This is a genomic window from Crenobacter intestini (assembly GCF_004919095.1).
In the GTDB taxonomy this organism is placed as follows: Bacteria; Pseudomonadota; Gammaproteobacteria; order Burkholderiales; family Chromobacteriaceae; genus Craterilacuibacter; species Craterilacuibacter intestini.
The window spans coordinates 329,702-349,160 of sequence record NZ_STGJ01000001.1; the positions used below are offsets into that span (position 1 = coordinate 329,702).

General features: G+C 64.4%; 16 protein-coding genes. 5 read left to right on the forward strand and 11 right to left on the reverse strand.

Annotated features, from left to right (window positions below; all coding sequences use genetic code 11):
* Positions 1–8 precede the first annotated feature (8 nt).
* The 10 genes from E5K04_RS01455 to E5K04_RS01500 form a co-directional block, all read right to left on the reverse strand.
* Positions 9–1,271 carry a Zn-dependent hydrolase gene (locus E5K04_RS01455; RefSeq protein ID WP_136551123.1) on the reverse strand — a complete coding sequence of 421 codons (1,263 nt, stop codon included), beginning with the start codon at positions 1,269–1,271 and terminating at the stop codon, positions 9–11.
* A gap of 14 nt (positions 1,272–1,285) precedes the next feature.
* Complete coding sequence (gene hydA / locus E5K04_RS01460; protein WP_136551124.1) at positions 1,286–2,740, reverse strand: dihydropyrimidinase; 1,455 nt, start codon at positions 2,738–2,740, stop codon at positions 1,286–1,288.
* Positions 2,741–2,775: 35 nt separating this feature from the next.
* Complete coding sequence (locus E5K04_RS01465; protein WP_136551125.1) at positions 2,776–4,224, reverse strand: NCS1 family nucleobase:cation symporter-1; 1,449 nt, start codon at positions 4,222–4,224, stop codon at positions 2,776–2,778.
* Between the two features lie 48 nt (positions 4,225–4,272).
* A complete protein-coding gene (preA, locus tag E5K04_RS01470; protein ID WP_136551126.1) occupies positions 4,273–5,577 on the reverse strand; it encodes an NAD-dependent dihydropyrimidine dehydrogenase subunit PreA in 1,305 nt (434 codons plus the stop codon).
* Positions 5,578–5,581: 4 nt separating this feature from the next.
* Positions 5,582–6,937: an NAD(P)-dependent oxidoreductase gene (locus E5K04_RS01475; protein ID WP_136551127.1), complete on the reverse strand. Its 1,356-nt coding sequence runs from the start codon at positions 6,935–6,937 to the stop codon at positions 5,582–5,584.
* Positions 6,938–7,439: 502 nt separating this feature from the next.
* Positions 7,440–8,801, reverse strand: a complete 1,362-nt coding sequence (locus E5K04_RS01480; protein WP_136551128.1) for an 8-oxoguanine deaminase — start codon at positions 8,799–8,801, stop codon at positions 7,440–7,442.
* Positions 8,798–9,304, reverse strand: a complete 507-nt coding sequence (locus E5K04_RS01485) for an ureidoglycolate lyase (protein ID WP_235844208.1) — start codon at positions 9,302–9,304, stop codon at positions 8,798–8,800. The genes E5K04_RS01480 and E5K04_RS01485 overlap by 4 nt, the downstream gene beginning before the upstream one ends.
* A complete protein-coding gene (alc, locus tag E5K04_RS01490) occupies positions 9,301–10,320 on the reverse strand; it encodes an allantoicase (protein ID WP_136551129.1) in 1,020 nt (339 codons plus the stop codon). The genes E5K04_RS01485 and alc overlap by 4 nt, the downstream gene beginning before the upstream one ends.
* Entirely contained in the window at positions 10,317–11,246 is a 930-nt protein-coding gene (puuE, locus tag E5K04_RS01495) for an allantoinase PuuE (protein WP_136551130.1), read from the reverse strand. The genes alc and puuE overlap by 4 nt, the downstream gene beginning before the upstream one ends.
* Positions 11,246–12,445, reverse strand: a complete 1,200-nt coding sequence (locus E5K04_RS01500; protein ID WP_136551131.1) for a urate hydroxylase PuuD — start codon at positions 12,443–12,445, stop codon at positions 11,246–11,248. The genes puuE and E5K04_RS01500 overlap by 1 nt, the downstream gene beginning before the upstream one ends.
* 205 nt (positions 12,446–12,650) lie before the next feature.
* On the opposite strand from E5K04_RS01500, the gene uraD reads away from it, so the two are divergent.
* Positions 12,651–13,175 (forward strand): 2-oxo-4-hydroxy-4-carboxy-5-ureidoimidazoline decarboxylase, encoded by a 525-nt coding sequence (gene uraD / locus E5K04_RS01505; protein WP_136551132.1) that lies wholly within the window; start codon positions 12,651–12,653, stop codon positions 13,173–13,175.
* Here the strand turns inward: uraD and E5K04_RS01510 are convergent.
* Positions 13,141–14,106, reverse strand: a complete 966-nt coding sequence (locus E5K04_RS01510; protein ID WP_136551133.1) for a LysR family transcriptional regulator — start codon at positions 14,104–14,106, stop codon at positions 13,141–13,143. The genes uraD and E5K04_RS01510 overlap by 35 nt on opposite strands.
* Before the next feature lie 228 nt (positions 14,107–14,334).
* Between E5K04_RS01510 and uraH the strand changes: the two genes are divergently transcribed.
* Genes uraH through xdhC form a run of 4 tightly spaced genes read left to right on the forward strand, consistent with a single transcriptional unit; the run spans position 14,335 to position 19,380 of the window.
* On the forward strand, positions 14,335–14,664 hold the full coding sequence (uraH, locus tag E5K04_RS01515) for a hydroxyisourate hydrolase (protein WP_136551134.1): 330 nt from the start codon (positions 14,335–14,337) through the stop codon (positions 14,662–14,664).
* Between the two features lie 2 nt (positions 14,665–14,666).
* Positions 14,667–16,142, forward strand: a complete 1,476-nt coding sequence (gene xdhA, locus E5K04_RS01520; protein WP_136551135.1) for a xanthine dehydrogenase small subunit — start codon at positions 14,667–14,669, stop codon at positions 16,140–16,142.
* Entirely contained in the window at positions 16,139–18,448 is a 2,310-nt protein-coding gene (xdhB, locus tag E5K04_RS01525; RefSeq protein WP_136551136.1) for a xanthine dehydrogenase molybdopterin binding subunit, read from the forward strand. Before xdhA ends, xdhB begins: the two co-directional genes overlap by 4 nt.
* Positions 18,445–19,380, forward strand: a complete 936-nt coding sequence (gene xdhC / locus E5K04_RS01530; protein ID WP_136551137.1) for a xanthine dehydrogenase accessory protein XdhC — start codon at positions 18,445–18,447, stop codon at positions 19,378–19,380. Before xdhB ends, xdhC begins: the two co-directional genes overlap by 4 nt.
* The last annotated feature ends 79 nt before the right edge of the window (positions 19,381–19,459 follow it).

Below are 19,459 nucleotides of genomic sequence, written 5' to 3' on the forward strand. Positions count from 1 at the left end.
ATCGCCAACTATCCGGCGAGCACGGCCTGCGCCAGCATTGTCTGCAACAGCACATTGCAGCCGGCCGCCACATGCTCCGGCGTCGCCGACTCGCTCTCGTTATGGCTGATGCCATCCTTGCATGGGATGAAGATCATGCCTGTTCGGGCGAGCCTTGCCAGGTAAACCGCATCATGACCTGCGCCGGAGACAATTTTCATGGGGCTGTAACCCAATCGTTCGGCAGCATGACCGATTGCGGCCATGCACTCCGGATGGAAAGACTGTGCCGGGTAGGCCGATACTTGTTCGATTGATATCGAAAGGCCACTACTCTCTGCCAGCCTGGCGGCCACCTCGCGAATATCCGCGTCCATCGCGTCGCACAGGGCGTCCGTCGCGTTACGCAGGTCGATACTGAAAGTGACGCGCCCGGGAATCACGTTACGGCTATTCGGGAAAACGCAGACCTGGCCAACAGTGCCGCGTCCGTGCGGGGGGTGCCGCCCGGCACAGGCCACGACCTGCTGCATCAGGCTGGTGGCCACTTGCAGGGCATCACGGCGCAAGTGCATCGGCGTCGGCCCTGCATGCGCCTCCATGCCGGTGACGGTGCAGTCGTACCAGCGTATGCCCAGCACGCCGCTGACCACGCCTATGGTCTTGTCGTGATCCTCCAGCACCGGCCCCTGCTCGATATGCGTCTCGAAGTAACTGCCGACAGGGTGGTCGCCGGGCTCTTCGGCACCGAGGTAGCCGATGCGCGCCAGTTCGTCCCTGACGCTCAAGCCCTCGGCGTCGGTCGCCGCATAGGCGTGTTCCAGCGAGAAGGCCTTGGCGAACACGCCCGAGCCCATCATCACCGGTACGAAGCGGGAACCTTCCTCATTGGTCCAGAACGCCACCTCGATCGGCGCCTCGGTCCGGATATCGTGGTCGTTGAGCGTGCGCACCACCTCCAGCCCGGCCAGTACGCCGTAGTTGCCGTCAAACTTGCCGCCGGTGGGCTGCGTGTCGATATGGCTGCCGGTCATCACCGGCGGCAGGCTGTTGTTGCGGCCCGGACGGCGCATGAAGGTGTTGCCGATCTTGTCGACCGTGACGCTCATGCCGGCCTCGCGTGCCCAGCGCGTCACCAGGTCACGGCCCTGCCTGTCGAGTTCGGTCAGCGCCAGGCGGCAGACGCCCCCCTTATCGGTGGCGCCGACCCTGGCGAGCTCCATCAGGCTGCTCCAGAGCCGCTGACCGTCAATGCGCAGTGCGCCGATGTCCTGCTTGATCTTGGTGTCCATCACACTGCCCTCCTTCAGCGTGCCACGGCAGCCGGGGCCAGATCCTGTGCGCGAGTCTTGGCCGCAGCAAAGTCGGGGCCGAAGGGCTGCCGCTTGATGTAGCGGCCAACGCCCGGCGTGGCGCGCAGCTCGCCGTTCGCATAGACAAGCCGGCCCTGGCTCAGGGTGTGGCTGGGAATGCCGCGCACGGTGCGGCCCTCGAAGATATTGAAGTCGCCCTTGCTGTGCTGGGTCTTGACCGAGATCGTCTTTGTCCCCTGCGGGTCCCACAGCACCAGGTCGGCATCGGCGCCTTCGGCGATGCAGCCCTTTTGCGGATACAGGTTGAAGAGCCTGGCGGTGTTGCTCGACGTGATCGCGACGAATTCGCTGGGCGTGAGCCGCCCGCTATTGACGCCCGCATCCCAGATCACCGCCATGCGCTCCTCGATGCCGCCGCAACCGTTGGGAATCTTGGCGAAGCTCCCCAGGCCCGCGGCCTTCTGCCGGGCGCAGAAGGTGCAGTGGTCGGTGGCGGTGGTGTGCAGCTGGCCGCTTTGCAGGCCGCGCCACAGAAAGTCCTGATGGACCTTGGGGCGGAAGGGCGGGCTCATCACATGGGCCGCCGCCGTGGCGAAGTCCGGGTGGCGGTAGACGCTGTCGTCGATCAGCAGGTGGCCGGCCAGCACCTCGCCGTAGACGCGCTGGCCACGGGCGCGGGCGCGGGCGATGGCCTCGGCACTTTCTATGCAACTTACATGCACGATGTAGATCGGCACGCCCAGCACGTCGGCGATCGCGATGGCTCGGTTGGCCGCCTCGCCCTCGACCATCGGCGGGCGCGACAGCGGGTGGCCCTCGGGGCCGGTGATGCCCATCCTGGCCACCTCCTGCTGCAACAGGTAGACCAGCTCGCCGTTCTCGGCATGCACGGTAGGCATCGCCCCCAGTTCCAGCGCGCGTCTGAAGCTGTTCACCAGGGTCTCGTCGTCGCACATGATGGCATTCTTGTAGGCCATGAAGTGCTTGAAGCTGTTGATGCCCTCCTCCTGGACCAGGCGCCCCATATCGGCATGTACCGACTCGCCCCACCAGGTGACCGCGACATGGAAGCCGTAGTCCGCAGCCGACTTCTCCGCCCAGCCGCGCCAGGTCCGGTAGGCCTCCATCAGCGGCTGCTGCGGGTCGGGAATGACGAAATCGATGATCGAGGTCGTTCCGCCGGCCAGGCTCGCGGCCGTACCGGTGAAGAAGTCGTCCATCGTCACCGTCCCCATGAAGGGCAGCTGCATATGCGTGTGCGGGTCGATGCCGCCGGGCAGCAGGTACTGCCCTGAGGCGTCGAGCGTCTGGCAGCCCGCCGGCGCCTCGGACAGTGCACGCGCACCGATGGCGGCGATCTTGCCGGCTACGCACAGTACATCGGCGGCGAACTCGCGGTCGGCATTGACCACGGTACCGCCGCGGATCAACAAGGGTTTGTTGTTCATCGATGTCTCCTCGCGATGCGAACGGGCAATACGCCTCAGCGCTTCTTGGCCGTCAGGTAGTAATAGATACCCGCCACGGACAGGCTGAAGAACCAGCCGAAGTCAAACAGCGCGAGCATCAGTGGCGGCACGCTGTCCTTGGCGAGGATGCCGGACACGGCCAGATAACCCGGCAGGCAGGGCAGTACGCCCAGCGAGAAGGCAATCAGCGCCTGGATATTCCAGCCACCGCTGTACTCGTAGTCGCCACCGCGGCGATACAGGTCGTCAACCTTCAGTTCGGTCTTGCGCACCAGGTAATAGTCGACCAGCAGGATGCCGGCGATGGCGCCCAGCAGCGTGCCGTAGCCACCCAACCAGGTGAACAGATAGCCGCCCGAAGTGGCCAGCAGTTTCCAGGGCATGAAGACCAGGCCGATCAGCGCGGCAATGATGCCACCCATGCGGAAGCTGATCTTGCTGGGCGCGATCTGGCTGAAGTCATACGAGGGCGAGACCAGGTTGGCCGCCACATTGGTGGTCAGGTTGGCCAGCAGGATCACCAGCAGGCCGATGCTGGCGGCCACCGGGCCCATCTGTGTCAGCAGGCCGTCCGGGAACAGCTGCGCCTTGCCGTACAGGATGGCCGAGGCGGAGAAGCCGATCACGCCGACCATCGAGAACAGCGCCATCGGAATCGGCAGACCGATGGCCTGGCCCAGCACCTGGTCCTTCTGGGACTTGGCGAAGCGGGTGAAGTCGGGGATGTTCAGCGCCAGCGTGGCCCAGAAGCCGACCAGGCCGGTCAGCGCAGCCCAGGTCTTGGGCCCGCCCTCGACCACCTTGGCAGGCAGCTCCAGCAACTGGCCGCCGGGCACTTTCAGCATCAGCACCACGACCAGCAGCAGCGAGGCGCCGATCATCAGCGGCGCGGCGATCACCTCCAGCTTACGGATCGACTCTGGCCCCTTCCAGATGAACCAGATGTGCAATGCCCAGAAAGCCAGGAAGCAGGCGAACTGCGAGCCGCTGATGGTCTGGCCTTCTGCCGGACCGGCCAGGCCGAAGCCCAGCACATTCAGGAAGCCATGCAGCGCCAGTGCGCCGAAGTAGCAGTTGATCGAAAACCAGCCGCAGGCCACCAAGCCGCGCAGCACCGCCGGCAGGTTGGCACCCTTGACACCAAAAGAGGCTCGCGCCAGCACCGGAAAGGGAATGCCGAACTTGGGGCCGACCCGGCCGATCAGGACCATCGGAATCAGCACGATCACGTTGGCCAGGAAGACCAGCCAGACCGCCATCTGCCAGCTGAAGCCCTGGTCCAGCATCGAACTGGCCATGGTGTAGGTCGGCACGCACACCACCATGCCCACCCAGAGCGCGGCGTAATCCTTCCAGTTCCAGTGCCGCTGGTCTGCTGTAGTAGGCAGCAGGTCTTCGTTGGCCAGCGGATTGTCCGCCGGTGCCGCAGCGTTGCCGCCGAGTGCTTCAGTCTGTGTATTCATGCCGGTTCTCCGTCCTTGATGAAGTGAGGGTTGGTGCTGAACAGCAGCTCAGGCGCTGACGCACGCGGGATTGTTGGGATGGGTGGTCCAGTTGGCGTACTCGCCGCTGACCCGGTGGCCGGTGCGCGCATCGACCTCGCCGGGCATCACGCGGCGCATCGTGAGGGTGTCGGGCACGGGGCAGATAGACACGCACAGATTGCAGCCCACGCATTCGGCCTCGTTGACCTCGAAATGGCGCTGCCCGTCCTTGCTGGCGAAAATGGCTTGGTGCGAGGTGTCCTCGCATACGATGTGGCAGCGCCCGCACTGGATGCAGCTCTCCTGCTTGATGACTGCCTTCTCCGCGTAGTTCAGGTTGAGCTGGTTCCAGTTCTTCACTGTCGGGACCGCGAGCCCCCTCATCGCGTCGATATTGGCGTAGCCTTTCTCGTCCATGTAGTTGGACAGACCCGAGCACAAGTCCTGCACGATCTTGAAGCCGTAGACCATCGCTGCCGTGCAAACCTGCACCGTGCCGCAGCCCAGCGCGATGTATTCGGCAGCGTCGCGCCAGGTTGTGACACCACCGATGCCGGAGATCGGCAGGCCCGCTGTCTGCAGATCACGCGCGATCTCGGCCACCATGTTCTGCGCGATCGGCTTGACCGCCGGACCGCAATAGCCGCCGTGCGAGCCCCAGCCGTCGATGCTGGGATTCATCACCAGGCGATCCAGGTCCACGCCCATCAGCGAATTGATCGTATTGATCAGGCTCACCGCGTCGGCGCCGCCGGCCTTGGCCGCTCGTGCAGGCTGTCGAATGTCGGTAATATTGGGGGTCAGCTTCACGATCACCGGAAGCTTCGAGTAGTGCTTGCACCAGGCGGTGACCATCTGGATGTACTCGGGCACCTGTCCAACCGCTGCGCCCATCCCCCGCTCACTCATGCCATGCGGACAGCCGAAGTTCAGTTCGATACCGTCTGCGCCGGTATCCTCGACCAAAGGCAGGATGTGTTTCCAGCTCTCCTCATTGCAAGGCACCATCAGCGAGACAACCATTGCCCGATCGGGCCAGGCACGTTTAACCCGGGCAATTTCATCCAGGTTGGTGCGCAGGGAGCGATCGCTGATCAATTCAATGTTATTGAGCCCGAGCACCCGGCGGTCCGGACCGAGCAAGGTGCTATAGCGCGGGCCGTTCACGTTAACCACAGCGGGGTCTTCCCCAAGGGTCTTCCAGACCACCCCGCCCCAACCGGCCTCGAATGCCCTGACCACGTTGACTTCCTTGTCGGTCGGCGGTGCCGAGGCCAGCCAGAACGGATTCGGGCTCTTGATGCCCAGAAAATTGCTGCGAATGTCAGCCATAACGTCACGCTCCCATCAGGTATGCATCGATGGCAAACGCGGCGCGTTTGCCATGCTCAACAGCCTCTACCGTCAAATCACGGCTGCCGAAGCGACAATCGCCGCCAGCCCATACTCGCGGGTGGCTGGTGCGACCCTCGAAGTCCGTCAGAATGCGGCCGTCTTGCAGGACGAGACCCTCAAGGTCATCCGGCCCCAACTGCTGGCCGACCGCCTTGATCAGCAAGTCCGCGGCCAGCTCGAAGTACTCGCCGGTTTCGACCAGTTGACCGCCTCGCTCGGCCGTCACCGCACAACGCACAGCGTGCAGTTGGCCTTGCTCGGCCAGCAACGACTTGGGGGACGCCCAGCAACGGATATTGACGCCGTTGATTTGCGCCCAGCGCTGCTCTTCCAGCGACGCGCTCAACTGCGACGGTCCACGGCGATACAGGATCGTGACTTCGCGGGCACCCAGTTTTCGACACTGCACCGCTGCGTCGACTGCCGTCATGCCGCCGCCGACAATCACCACGCTGCGCCCGACTGCGATCTGGTCGAGCCGTTCGGCCTGGCGCAACTCAGCGATGAAATCGACAGCATCCATGACTGGGCCAGCATCTTCGCCGGCCAGGACCAGCGGCTTGACTGCTTGCAGCCCCAGACCGAGAAAAACTGCGTCGTACTCAGCGACCAGTTGCGACAAGGAAAAGTCACGGCCAAGACGGTGATTGCAGCGGGCGGCAATGCCTCCGATCGACAGCAGCCAGCCGACCTCTCGACTGGCGAAATCGCCAGTCATCTTGTAGGCGGCCAACCCGTATTCGTTCAGCCCGCCCAATTTGGCGCGACTGTCAAACAGCTCGACCTGATGGCCCAGTCGCGCCAGATAATGTGAAACCGACAAGCCAGCCGGCCCGGCCCCGACTACCGCGATTTGCCGGCCGGTTGCCGGTTTGCGCATGAAAAGCGGTGGTACTTCGGCCTGAGAGAAAAACGCATCGGTGGCGTAACGCTGCAATTGACCGATCGCCACCGGCGCCTGGTCGGCTGCGCAACGTACGCACGCCTGTTCGCACAAAGTCTCCGTTGGGCAAGCTCGGGCACAGGTTCCGCCAAGCGGGTTAGCAGAAAGAATGCTCTCTGCTGCACCACGCAGATTATCCTGAGCGATCCGCTGTATAAATGTCGGGATATCAATTGCCGTCGGACAGGCCGTAACGCAAGGCGCGTCAAAGCAATACAGGCACCGTTCTGCTTCTGTTGCAGCTTGCCGTACAGTTAAAGGCGGGATAGCGTCCAGGAAGTTTTCCTGCAAAACGGGCAAAGGCAACCTACCTGGCAACACCCCCGACGAATTGACATCTGTTACATCTTCCATTTTTCACCCCTCACCCAGCCTGAAAGTTCAATCAAAACCGACTACCGCCACCAAATTCAGGCGCGCACTCAGAACAGCCTACGCAAATTAAATTAAACTCTCGCCTTAATATTCAAACACCTCGCACCAAATCACCACAAACCATGAAATGGTTGGATTGAATTTAATATGCTGCAGTGCAGCGATGAATACAATAATTCGGTGGTTATAGTGACTATATGTAATCACAAATAAAGTAGCGACAGCACGACCCTGCCATTAGCGAAAAGGGCTTTGCTAGCCCCCTGCAGCATCGCTTTCTTTTGCTAGGCCAACCGAAACATGCTGATCCAGGGACCCGCCGGCAAATACCCTGCGATAACAGCAGGTGATTATCTGTAACAGCGAATCGCAGCCAACTTCGGCGCGGCTTAAATGAATTGCCCCCTGCCGCTTGCAGGCAGGGGGCGATTTGGCGTGACCGCTGTGGTTACCCTGATAACGATCCAGGGTAAATTGCTTGTCAAATTGCCAGCAACCGGCGAGCCAGCCGGTTATGGCTGCTCACCAATGCCGGCAAATCCACCTTCCGCAATTGCCCTTCGTCGACCAGCAAGTGCCCGTCGACCCATGACTTCCAGACATTTCCGGGCGTGGCAAACACCAGCGCAGCCACCGGGTCATGGACCGCAGCGCCGGCATGCGCGACATCGTCCACACGGAATGCGGCGATGTCCGCCGACATCCCCGGCGCCAGCACCCCGATATCATCCCTGCCCAACACCCGTGCGCCACCCACCGTCGCCAGTTCGAGCGCTTCGCGCGCGCTCATCGCGGCAGGGCCATGCCCAACGCGGGCCAGCAGCAGGGCCTGGCGTGCCTCGCCCAGCAGGTGCGCACCGTCGTTCGAGGCGGAGCCATCCACGCCAAGACCGACGCGGACCCCGGACTGCCGGAAGGCAGGCAGCGGGGCGATGCCCGAGGCCAGCCTCATGTTCGAGCAGGGGCAATGGGCAACACCGGTACCCGTCTGGGCAAACAACCGGATGGCAGCCTCGTCCAGCTTGACGCAATGCGCGTGCCAGACGTCCGGCCCGAGCCAGCCAAGCGACTGGGCATACTCGGCCGGGGTCATCCCGAAGCGCGCCAGGCTGTAGCGGACGTCGTTATCGTTTTCGGCCAGATGGGTATGCAGCATCACGCCATAGCTACGCGCCAGCGAAGCCGTTTCCCTCATCAGGTCGGTACTGACGGAAAACGGCGAACAAGGCGCCAGCGCCACCCGCGTCATCGCATGGCGCTGCGGCTGGTGCCAGCGCTCGATCAGTCGACGGCTGTCGGCCAAGATGCTGTCCTCATCCTCCGTCAGCGCGTCCGGCGGCAACCCGCCCTGGGAAACGCCGACACTCATGCTGCCGCGACAGGCATGGAAGCGCATGCCCATCTGCTGCGCGGCCTCGATCGAGTCGTCCAGCCGGCTGCCGTTGGGAAAAAGATAAAGGTGGTCCGCGCTGGTCGTGCAGCCGGAGAGCAGCAATTCCGCCATCGCCAGCTGGGTCGACACACGGATCATGTCGGGGGTCAGCCCCGCCCATATCGGATAAAGTGCCTGCAGCCAGCCAAACAACTCTGCGTCCTGTGCCGCCGGGATGACCCGGGTCAGGCTCTGGTACATATGGTGGTGGGTATTGACAAAGCCGGGCAACAACACGCACCCGGACAAATCGTGCACCTCGTCTGCGAGCGCCGCGAAACCGGACAACTCGTCGCTACGGCCAACCGCAAGGATCACGCCACCGTCCACCCACAACGCCCCATCGGCAATCTCACGACGGGCATCGTCCATGGTCACCAGCACATCCGCGTGCAACAGCAGGGTTTTCATCGCACGACCTCCAGTGCGTCCAGCCATAAGGGCTGGTCCAGCCAGGCTTCGTCATAGTTGGCACCCGGCCCTTTGCGGTCCAGCACCAGGAAATCGCTGACGCCCTCCAGCGCCAGCAAGGCGTGGTGCCAGACGGCACGGTCAAGGTTCACGCCTTGCGAGGCATCCGCCAGAAACAGCCTCAACGACTGTGGGTCCGGCCTTGGCGCCGGCGGCGCGACCAGGACCAGAAACGGCCGCCCCGATAGCGGGATAAAGGCCTGCGACGCTAGTGGATGCCGCTCGAACTGGGCGACCGAACGAGGCAGCGCAGTCGGCTGAGCACGAAACACGCTGGCAATCAGCTCCCCCCCGAAGCCCGGGTCCAGCCGGGCCAGATCGTGATAGCGGACGCAACTGCCCCCGTTGATCGGGTAGTGGCAGCCCAATTGTCCGGCCTCGATCACTTGTCCGAAGGGCGCGAAGGCCCCCGCCGTCAGCGGCTCCATCCGTAGCGCGTTCACGACAGGTTCTCCGGCAGCCCCCACACGCGCAAGCGGGAGACCCCGCCATCCGGATGCAGGTTGAAACGCAGATGCGTGACGGCACTCGCGCCTTCCAGCCGGAATTTATGGATGAAGTCGGCCGAGAGCGGCTGCTCGGGCAGCAAGGTCGGCCAGAATTGCGACTGCGCGGGCAACGCAGCCGACGCGGCGTCCGGCAGCCAGGCCCCCTGCAAGGAGCAGCGATCCGGGAAGTTCCCCTTGAAATGGACGGTATCGACCTCGACGAGCACGGGAACGCCCGGCACGCCCAGCTTGATTACACACCAGTCGTACCCCGGTTCGCGCCGCCGCCTCGTCTCCCAGCCATCGCCCATGTCCAGGCCACGGCCCGGCAGCAACAGCTTGTCGGGCCGTCCGAAATGCGCGTCATTCCATGCCAGCGCCCGCGCGCCGCCGATCAGGGCGGATAGTTCGTACAAGCCCTCCTCGTTCGGCGGCAACCCGCCCTGCCGGGGCTGCCCGTAGACGCGCAAGCGCGCGACCCCCCCATCGGGGAAAATCTGTAGCCGCACATGGCTAAACGGCTGCCCAGTGCCTTGCAGCGGCAGCAGGTGATGGGCATTCCCGGACAAGGCGGTCACCGGCAACAACACTTGCCAGGAAGACGCCTGCAGCGGATCAGCACCGGCCGGACAGCCCTCCAGGGCCGCGGCCGGCGGATAATTACCGGTAAAGAAACTGGTATCGATATCTACGCCGGACAACACCCCGGGACAGGCCAGTTGCACCACGCACCAGTCATTGCCGCCCTGCCGGCGCCGGCGCGACTCCCAGCCGTCCATCCATTTGCCGTGCTCGTCGTACCGCCCGGGGAAAAACTGCGCGGCGGCGGGATTGAGCATGCGCTGCATCGGCGCAAAAAAATCATCGGAGCACGCCAGGGCCCGCGCGCCAAGGCGCTCGTCTGCCAGGTTGACGCTCTCTTGCGCCCAAAGAGGCAGCTCGGGGGTGCTGGCAAGCAGTGGATTGTTCATGGGGTACTCCGTGGGGTGAAAGGGTGATGGGCATGCCAGTGGCGGGCAATATCGACGCGGCGGCAGACCCAGACGCGGTCGTGCTGTTCGAGGTAATCAAGAAAACGCTGCAGGGCGGCAAAGCGCCCGGGGCGGCCCAGCAGGCGGCAATGCATGCCGATGGACAGCATGCGCGGCGTCTCGGCACCTTCCGCGTAAAGCACGTCGAAGCTGTCTTTCAGGTACTGCAAGAACTGCTCGCCCGTGTTAAAGCCCTGCGCCGTCGCAAAACGCATGTCGTTGCAGTCAAGCGTATACGGCACGATCAGGTGTGGATGGCGGGTACCGCCCGTGGTTTCCACCTCCGTCCAGAACGGCAATTCGTCGCCGTAATAGTCGCTGTCATACAGGAACCCGCCTTGCTCGACCAACAAACTACGGGTGTTCGGGCTATCCCTGCCGGTGTACCAGCCGAGGGGTTGGGCTCCCGTCAACCTGGTGAGCACCTCGACGGCCCGGGCCATATGCTCCCGTTCCGTCTCCCGGTCCACCGTCTGGTAGTGGATCCAGCGCCAGCCGTGGCTGGCGATCTCGTGCCCGAGCTCGACACAGGCCGCGGCAACCTCCGGTACCCGCTCCAGCGCCATGGCGACCCCGAACACCGTCAGCGGCAAGCCACGGTGTTCGAATTCGCGCAGAATCCGCCACACCCCAACCCGGGCGCCGAATTCATAGACGGACTCCATCGACAGATGGCGATCCGGATAGGCGGCGGCGCCAATGAGCTCGGAGAGGAATTGCTCTGACGCGGCATCGCCGTGCAGGACAGAGCACTCCCCGCCTTCCTCGAAGTTGAGGACGAACTGGACCGCCACGCGGGCGTTGCCCGGCCATCTGACCGCCGGCAGCTGACGGCCGTACCCTCGCAAGTCACGCGGATAGGCCATCACCGCCCCCCCTCTGCGCCCGCTTGCGCGCCAAACCAGCGCGCAATCAGCTGCCGCTCTTCTTCGGTCATCTGCGTCAGGTTGGCCAGCGGCATCGTCCGGCTGAGCACGACCTGCTGGTGAATGCGCGCCGCGTTCGCCGCGATCGCGCCCTGGTCGTCGAGCCGCAACCCTGCCGGCGGCGAGGAAAACCCCGCTTGCGTCGGCCGGGCCGCATGGCAGGAGACACAGCGTTCAGCCAGCACGCGCTGCACCCGGACCGCATCCCCCTCGGACACCGGCGATGGTGCAGACACGGGCTCTGGCGCAACACGCCAGGCCAGCAGCGCAAGCAGCAGGCAGGCACCTGCCGGCAGACGCCAATCCGAGACCCCGTGGTGCCGCCGGTTGAAAAAATGCCGGATGAGCACACCGGCCGACATCAGCCCGCACAGCACCAACCACGATTGCGCTTGCTGGTAAAGAAAGGCGTAGTGGTTGCTGATCATCGCCAGCACCACCGGCAGCGCCAGATAATTGTTGTGCACCGAGCGTTGCTTGCCGCGCAGGCCATCCTCGGCAGCGGGCTCTTGCCGGGCTGCCATGGCCGCAACCATCCGGCGCTGCCCAGGGATGATGACCCACAGCACGTTCCAGGCCATCCAGCACGCAAGCGTCGCACCGGTCAGCAAAAATGCCGCGCGTGCCGCAAAAACCTGCGAAAAGGAGAAGCTGATGGCACCGACCAGCCCGGCCGGCACAATCGCCTGCAGGCCGCCCCTGCCGGCCAGCAGACGGCACACGGCTTCGTACAGCAGGGTCCCCAGCAGCATCCCCCCCAAAGCCAGCAAGATTGCCTCGCGCTGGGGGAGTGCTGCCACCGCCGGGTCAACCAGATAACCCGGCCTGACAAAATACAGCGCGGCAAGCAAGGCCATGCCGGACAGCCAGGTCGTGTAGGCTTCCCAGCGGAACCAGTGCAGCTTCTCGGGCAGGACAGGCGGAGCCAGCCGGTACTTTTGCGGATTGTAGAAACCGCCGCCGTGTATGGCCCACAGCTCGCCGCTGACCCCCTTGGCCTGCAGGGCCGGCGACTGAGGCGGCGTCAGGTGGTTGTCCAGCCAAACGAAATAAAAGGACGCCCCAATCCAGGCAATCGCGGCGACCACATGCAACCAGCGCAATAGCAAGCCGGCCCAATCCAGCCAATATCCGTCCATTTATCAACTCCCATAAATCGTCGCAACCATGATCAAGCATTTTGGTCTGCAGGTCTGGAATACCCTCTATCGCTTTTTTGAAATACCCATCGTGTTCATGGCAAATATTGCGCAGCGAATGATGTATATCTCGATCAAGCGCTAGGCACGAAAATGCGGGGCAGCGAAAATAAGGCACGAAAGACACAACGAAGGACACTTCAAGATGGCGGCACTGCTTCGACCCAGCCAGATTTCAGGATTGAACCGCCAGGCGTTCACCGAGGCCCTGGCCGGCGTCTACGAACACAGCGACTGGGTCGCCGATCAGGCCTGGTCACTCCGCCCGTTCTCCAGTCGGGAAAACCTGCTGGCCGCCCTTAACCAGGTCATGCTCGGCGCTTCAACCGCCCAGCAAACCCGGCTGATCCGCGCCCACCCCGAACTGGCTGGCCAAGCGGCACAATCAGGGACGCTAAGCCCTGCATCGACCCAGGAACAATCACAGGCAGGACTCATCGACCTTGAACAGGCGGGACAAGCGCGCATGCAGTCACTCAACAGGCAGTACCGCGAGAAGTTCGGCTTCCCTTTCATCATCGCGGTGCAAGGACGCGACGCGGCAGGCATCGAGGCGGAACTCCGGATGCGCCTGCAAGAAACACCCGAGCAGGAATTCGCCACCGCCCTGCAGCAAATTGCGCTAATCGCAGCCTTCAGGCTGGCAAAACGTGTTGCGTCCGAAGGCTAGGCGGCACCTCTTCCCGCATCGTGAAAATGACTTGCTCTCGGAACCAGCGGTCTGCCTCGCTGTAATGGCTACGCTCGTGCCAGAGCAAGTAATAGCACACGGAAGGCAGCGCCATGGGCAAGGGCAGGAATTCAACCGGCAACAACTCCGCATAATGCTCGGCAAACTGCCGGGAGCAGGTGAACAGCAAATCACTTTGCAGCAGCAGATAAGGCGCAAGGTTGAAGTACGGCACTTGAGCGACCACGTGACGGCGAAGGCGCTCGCGGGAAAGGTACATGTCAAGGCTGCCCCGGGGGCCGACGCTGTGAGGCGTGGGCGCCAGATGGCCAGCCTCCAGATAGGCTTGCGTCGTTAAGCCGCTTTTCAACAAGGGATGCCCACTGCGCATCAGCACCACAAAATCCGTCTCAAACAGCGGCGCCGTCCGCAAATGCTCGGGAGGCTCCGGCCAGTTGCCGATGACACAGTCGGCCTCCCCGGACTCCAGCGCGCCCAGCCAGTCATACTCGGGGCCAAGCGCATGCATCGCCATTGTCGCCCTGGGAGCCAGGCGGGTAACCCGGCCGACCAGCCGGCCCAGATGCCCGGCATGCAGGTAATCCGGGCTGGCAATGCTGAAGGCCTGCCGGCTCTGCGCGGCCTCGAACGCAGGCGCACCGACAAAGGTCATCAGCTCAAGCTTTTCCAGCACGGCCCGCACGGTCGCGTGCAGCGCCACCCCCCGCTCCGTCGGCGTCATGCCGAACCGTCCCCTCACCAGCAAAGGGTCGCCGGCGATATCCCGCAGGCGCCTGAGCGCGGTACTCACGGCCGGCTGCGAAAGGCCAAGCTTGAGCGCCGCCCGAGAAACGCTGCACTCGTTCAATAAAACGTTGAGCACCTTCAAAAGGTGAATGTCCACGTTGTCCCACGATGGAATGCTGCGCATATCTCTCCTGCCTTGTAGAGCCAGTCATGCCCGAACAGCCATGACGCGCGTGAATAAGCAGAACCGGCACAGCATAAACCGTGCCACGGCCGGCCCCGCCTGCCTTCCCGCTCGGGTCCGGACAAGAACTCATTCAGGAACGCCGATACCGTTTATCAAATCCAGACGCTGCCCATGGAACGGCACTTGCTAGACACTGGCATCAATTTCAATGCAAGGAATCAGGCCATGGGCAAACTGACCACCCACATCCTCGACACAAGCCTGGGCTTGCCTGCCGCCGGCATCCCCGTCCTGTTATTGCGGAATGAACACGAGCTTGCCCGCGCGACAAGCAATAGCGACGGCCGGCTCGACGCCCCCTTGCTGGAAGGCGACGCCTGGCAGGACGGGCATTACACGCTGCGGTTTATGGTGGGCGACTATCTGGGCCGCGCAGGCGACACGCCATTTTTCGACCGGATAGACATCAACTTCTTTATCGCGGACGCCACGAAACCGACGCATATGCCGCTACTGCTAACGCCCTACGGCTACAGCACTTACCGGGGAAGCTGAGCATGGACCGCACCCGCTCTGCCGTCCGCTTCCTGCTGGATGGCAAAACCGTTGAAGTGACACAGTGGACTGCCACGACGATGCTGCTGCCCGTGCTACGCGAGCAGCTCGGCCGGACCGGCAGCAAGGAGGGCTGCGCCGAGGGCGACTGCGGTGCATGCATGGTCCTTGTGGGGCGCGAGCATCGCGGCCGGGTACGCTACCAGAGCGTCAATGCCTGCATCCGCCCCTTGGCGCTCGTCGACGGTTGCGAAGTTGTCACGGTCGAATCGCTCGCGGCCACCGGCGCGCCCCTGCATCCGGTACAGCAGGCGCTGGTGCAGCATCACGCTTCGCAATGCGGCTTTTGCACGCCGGGCATCACCATGGCGCTTGCCGGATGCTATCTGGAGGAAGAGCGGCCTGACCGGGAGAAAATACTGTCCTGCCTGTCTGGAAACCTGTGCCGCTGTACCGGCTACCGGCCCGTCATCGACGCGGCGCTCTCCATGGACAATTATCCACCGGCCGAATCCTGGAACAAGCATTGCGGGCAAGACCCAGAGCGGCTGGCCGCGATCAGGGCGCTCGACGATGGCACCACCCTGGTGCAGGACACCGCAGGCGAGCGCTTCGCGGCGCCCCGCACCCAGACCGCGCTCGCGCAGTGGCTGGCATTGCATCCGGACGCCACGCTGGTCGGCGGCGCCACCGACCTTGGCGTCGCCGTCAACAAAGCGTTCCGCAAACCGCAGCTGATGCTCTCCACCGCCCATGTCCAGGGACTGGACGAGATGCATGCGGATGCAGGGACGATCAGCATCGGCGCGGCCGTCAGCCTGTCCGATGCGCTGACCGAGCTGGCCGGCCACTATCCGGCGCTTGCCGAACTGAAGGAACGTTTCGCGTCCCCCCCCATCCGGCACGCGGCCACGCTGGCGGGCAACCTGGCCAACGGCTCTCCCGTGGGCGACACCCTCCCGCCCCTGCTGGTGCTGGATGCCGAACTGACGCTGGTTTCGCCAAAGGAAACCCGACGCATCCCCCTGCACGGCTTTTATACCGGGTACCGCCAGACAGGCCTGCGGCTGGGCGAATACATCTCAGCCATCCACATCCCCCGACCGCGTCCGCACCAGCGCATCGCCGCATACAAGCTCGCCCGCCGGTTCGACCAGGACATCAGCACGGTGAGCATGGCGCTGAGCGCCGACCTGCAAGAGGGCTGCCTGTCCCGCGTCAGGCTCGCCTTCGGCGGCATGGCCGCCTGCGCGCTACGCCTTCCCGCCCTCGAGTCGGCACTGGAAGGCCAAGCGCTGGACAAGATCGACCCCGCCAGGATGGACGCCCTGCTTGAGCGTGCGCTTGCGCCGCTATCCGACCATCGCGGCAGCGCCGGCTACCGGCAGGCGGCGGCGCAGGGCCTGCTCAGACGCGCCTTGCTGCAATGGCAGGGCGCAGGCGCTTGCCGGATCGAAGACCTGGAGCCGACAGCATGAACGCACCGCTCTCCCGCCACGGCAGCATCGTGGGCCAGTCGCACCGTCATGACAGCGCGCACCTGCACGTCACCGGGCAGGCCCATTACACCGCCGACATCCCGCTGCCGGCGGGCGCCCTGCACGCGGCGATCGCCTACAGCCCGCATGCGCACGCCACCTTCAGCCGGATCGACCGGGCCGCCATGCAGGCCGAACCCGGCGTGATCGGGGTCCTCACCGCGCAGGACATCCCCGGCCACAACAACTACGGCGGCATCCGCCCCGACGACCCGCTGCTGGCCGAGACGCGGGTCGAATACGCCGGCCAGCCCGTTTGCCTGGTCGTGGCAGCGAGCCATACCACAGCGCGACAGGCCGCCCGCAAGTTGTCCGCGAACTGGCAGCCATTGCCCGCCATCCTCGACATTGACGCGGCGCTGGCAGCCAACCACTTCCTGCTGCCAAGCGAAACCCTCGTGCGCGGCGAGCCTGACGCGGCGATGGCGGCGGCGCCCAGGCAATTCAGCGGTCAATTCGCGATGGGCGGCCAGGAGCACTTCTACCTGGAAAGCCAGGTCGCCGTCGCCACGCCGGGCGAAGACAATGGCGTCCTCGTGCATTCGTCGACCCAGCACCCCAGCGAAGTCCAGCATATCGTCGCCGAAGCGCTGGGCCTGCGCGCAAGCCAGGTGACGGTCCAGTGCCGCCGCATGGGGGGCGCCTTCGGCGGCAAGGAGTCGCAAGCCGCCCTGGTCGCCACGCTCGCGGCACTGGGCGCACGCCACTTCGAACGGACGGTGTGCCTGCGGCTGGACCGCGACGATGACATGCTAATCACCGGCAAACGGCACGATTTCCAGGTCCGCTACCGCGCGGGGACCGATGAAGCCGGCCACGTCCTCGCACTCGACGTGAAACTGGCCTCCCGCTGCGGCTACTCGGCCGACCTGTCCGGCCCGGTCAACGACCGGGCGATGCTTCACATAGACAATGCCTACTGGCTACCGGCAGTACGCGTCACCTCGCACCGCCTCAAGACCCATACCGCGTCGAATACCGCCTTCAGGGGGTTCGGGGGTCCTCAGGGCATGCTGGCCATTGAAGCAATCCTCGACGACATCGCGCGCCAAACGGGGGTCGACCCATGGTCCTTGCGGCGGAAAAACCTGTACCAGCCGCATCAAACGACCCCCTACGGCATGAGCGTGGAAAGCGCGCCGCTCGCCACGCTGGTCGACTCTCTGGCGCAAGAAGGCCGATACGCCGAAAAGCGGGCCGCCGTCGATGCATTCAACGCCGCCAGCCCCACCGTCAAACGGGGGCTCGCGCTGACGCCCGTCAAATTCGGCATCTCGTTTACCGCCACCCACTACAACCAGGCCGGCGCGCTGCTGCACATCTACACCGACGGCAGCGTCCTGATCCACCATGGCGGCACCGAGATGGGCCAGGGCCTGTTCACCAAAATCGCCCAGATTGTCGCGGAAGAACTCGGCATTCGCCTGGAGCGGGTCAGCGTATCGGCCACCGACACCGCCAAAGTCCCCAATACTTCGGCAACCGCCGCCTCATCGGGCAGCGACCTGAACGGGCAGGCGGCGGCCGCGGCGGCCCAGTGCCTCCGATCCCGTCTAGCCGCCTTCGCAGCGGCGCGTTTTGGCATCCGCGAAGAGGATGTCCTGTTCGCCAACGATCAGGTTTTCGCGGGGCCGAACGTGCTGGGCTTCGACGCGCTGGTCAAGGCCGCCTATTTGGCGCGCGTCCAGCTATCGGCCACCGGCTATTACGCGACACCGGGGCTGGCCTACGAAAAGGGAAGCTTTCAGGGACGGCCCTTTTATTACTTCGCCTGCGCTGCGGCGCTCGCCGAAGTGGCCATCGACACCCTGACCGGGGAAATGCGCACCCTTTCGCTGGACGTGCTGCACGACGCAGGCCGTTCGCTCAATCCGGCACTGGACATCGGTCAGGTCGAGGGCGGCCTGATGCAGGGCCTGGGCTGGCTGACCATGGAGCAACTGGTCTGGACTGCAGACGGCAAGCTGGCGACCCACGCGCCCTCCACCTACAAGATACCGACCGCGCGCAACTGGCCGGCAAGCAGCAGGATCCGGCTGCTTGCGCATGCCCCCAACCCGGCGGACACGATTCACCGCTCGAAAGCGGTGGGCGAACCGCCGTTCATGCTTGGCATGGCCGTATTCTTCGCGGTGCGCGACGCGGTCGCCGCCTGCGCGCCCGCCAAGGCGCCTGTTGCGCTGAACGCCCCCGCCACGGCAGAGGCAATCCTGCACGCGGTACAAGCCGCAAGGGCGCAGCGATGAAATCCGTGCGCATCACCGTGGCCTCGACCCTGGGTTCGACCCCCAGGGAGGCCGGCGCCAGCATGCTTGTCGACGCGACGGGCAGCCACGGCACGATCGGCGGCGGACACCTCGAATGGATGGCCATACGCCAGGCCAGGGAGATGATGCTTGATGGGCAAGCCGTGGCACGCTGCCAGCGGTTTTCGCTCGGGGCCAGCCTCGGGCAATGCTGCGGCGGCGTGGTCGAGCTATGGTTCGAACCGGCTGAAGGGCCGGCAAAGCCCGCTGCCCGCTGGCGGCTGAGCCCAGCCGGCACGGCCGACGCCAGTTACTTCGCGCAGGATTGCGACTTGCCTGAGTGGGTCCAATCCCTGCAGGCGGGGCAGCCGGCCCCACCGCGGGCGCAACTGGTGACGCATCAAGGTCAGCAGTACCTGCTCGAATTTCTGCTCGACGACCGTACCCCGCTGTACCTGTACGGCGCCGGTCATATCGCCAACGCGATGCAGCCCATGCTCGCTTCATTGCCGTTTTCGACGGTCTGGATCGATAACCGGGACGGCTGCCTGCCCGCGCAGGCGGCAGGCAACGTCACGCCGCTTCCCAGTGACGACCCCGTCGCCGAGGCCTTGCTTGCCCCGGCCGGCGCATTCCACCTGGTCATAACGCACGACCACTCACTGGACTTTTCCATCGTCCATGCCCTGCTTGCAGGCTCGAAAGCCGGCTTCGTCGGCATGATCGGCTCGCAAAGCAAGCGGGCCCGATTCATGCACCGGCTGGAAGCCCGGGGGGTTTCTGCGCAGCAAAGGGCCAGCCTGTGCTGCCCGATCGGCGTGGCGCAGATCAACGACAAGTCACCCATGGCCATTGCGGTTTCGTGCTGCGCCCAGCTGTTGCAGCTACGGACTGCCGCGCAACGCGCCGTCCCGCCGATGCAGGCGGGCTGAGCAGACACCCCGATCCCGCCCCGTCCCCGCCATCCCGGACAGAAAACCGCCCGAATCATCGGGCGGTTTCAGTCAGGCT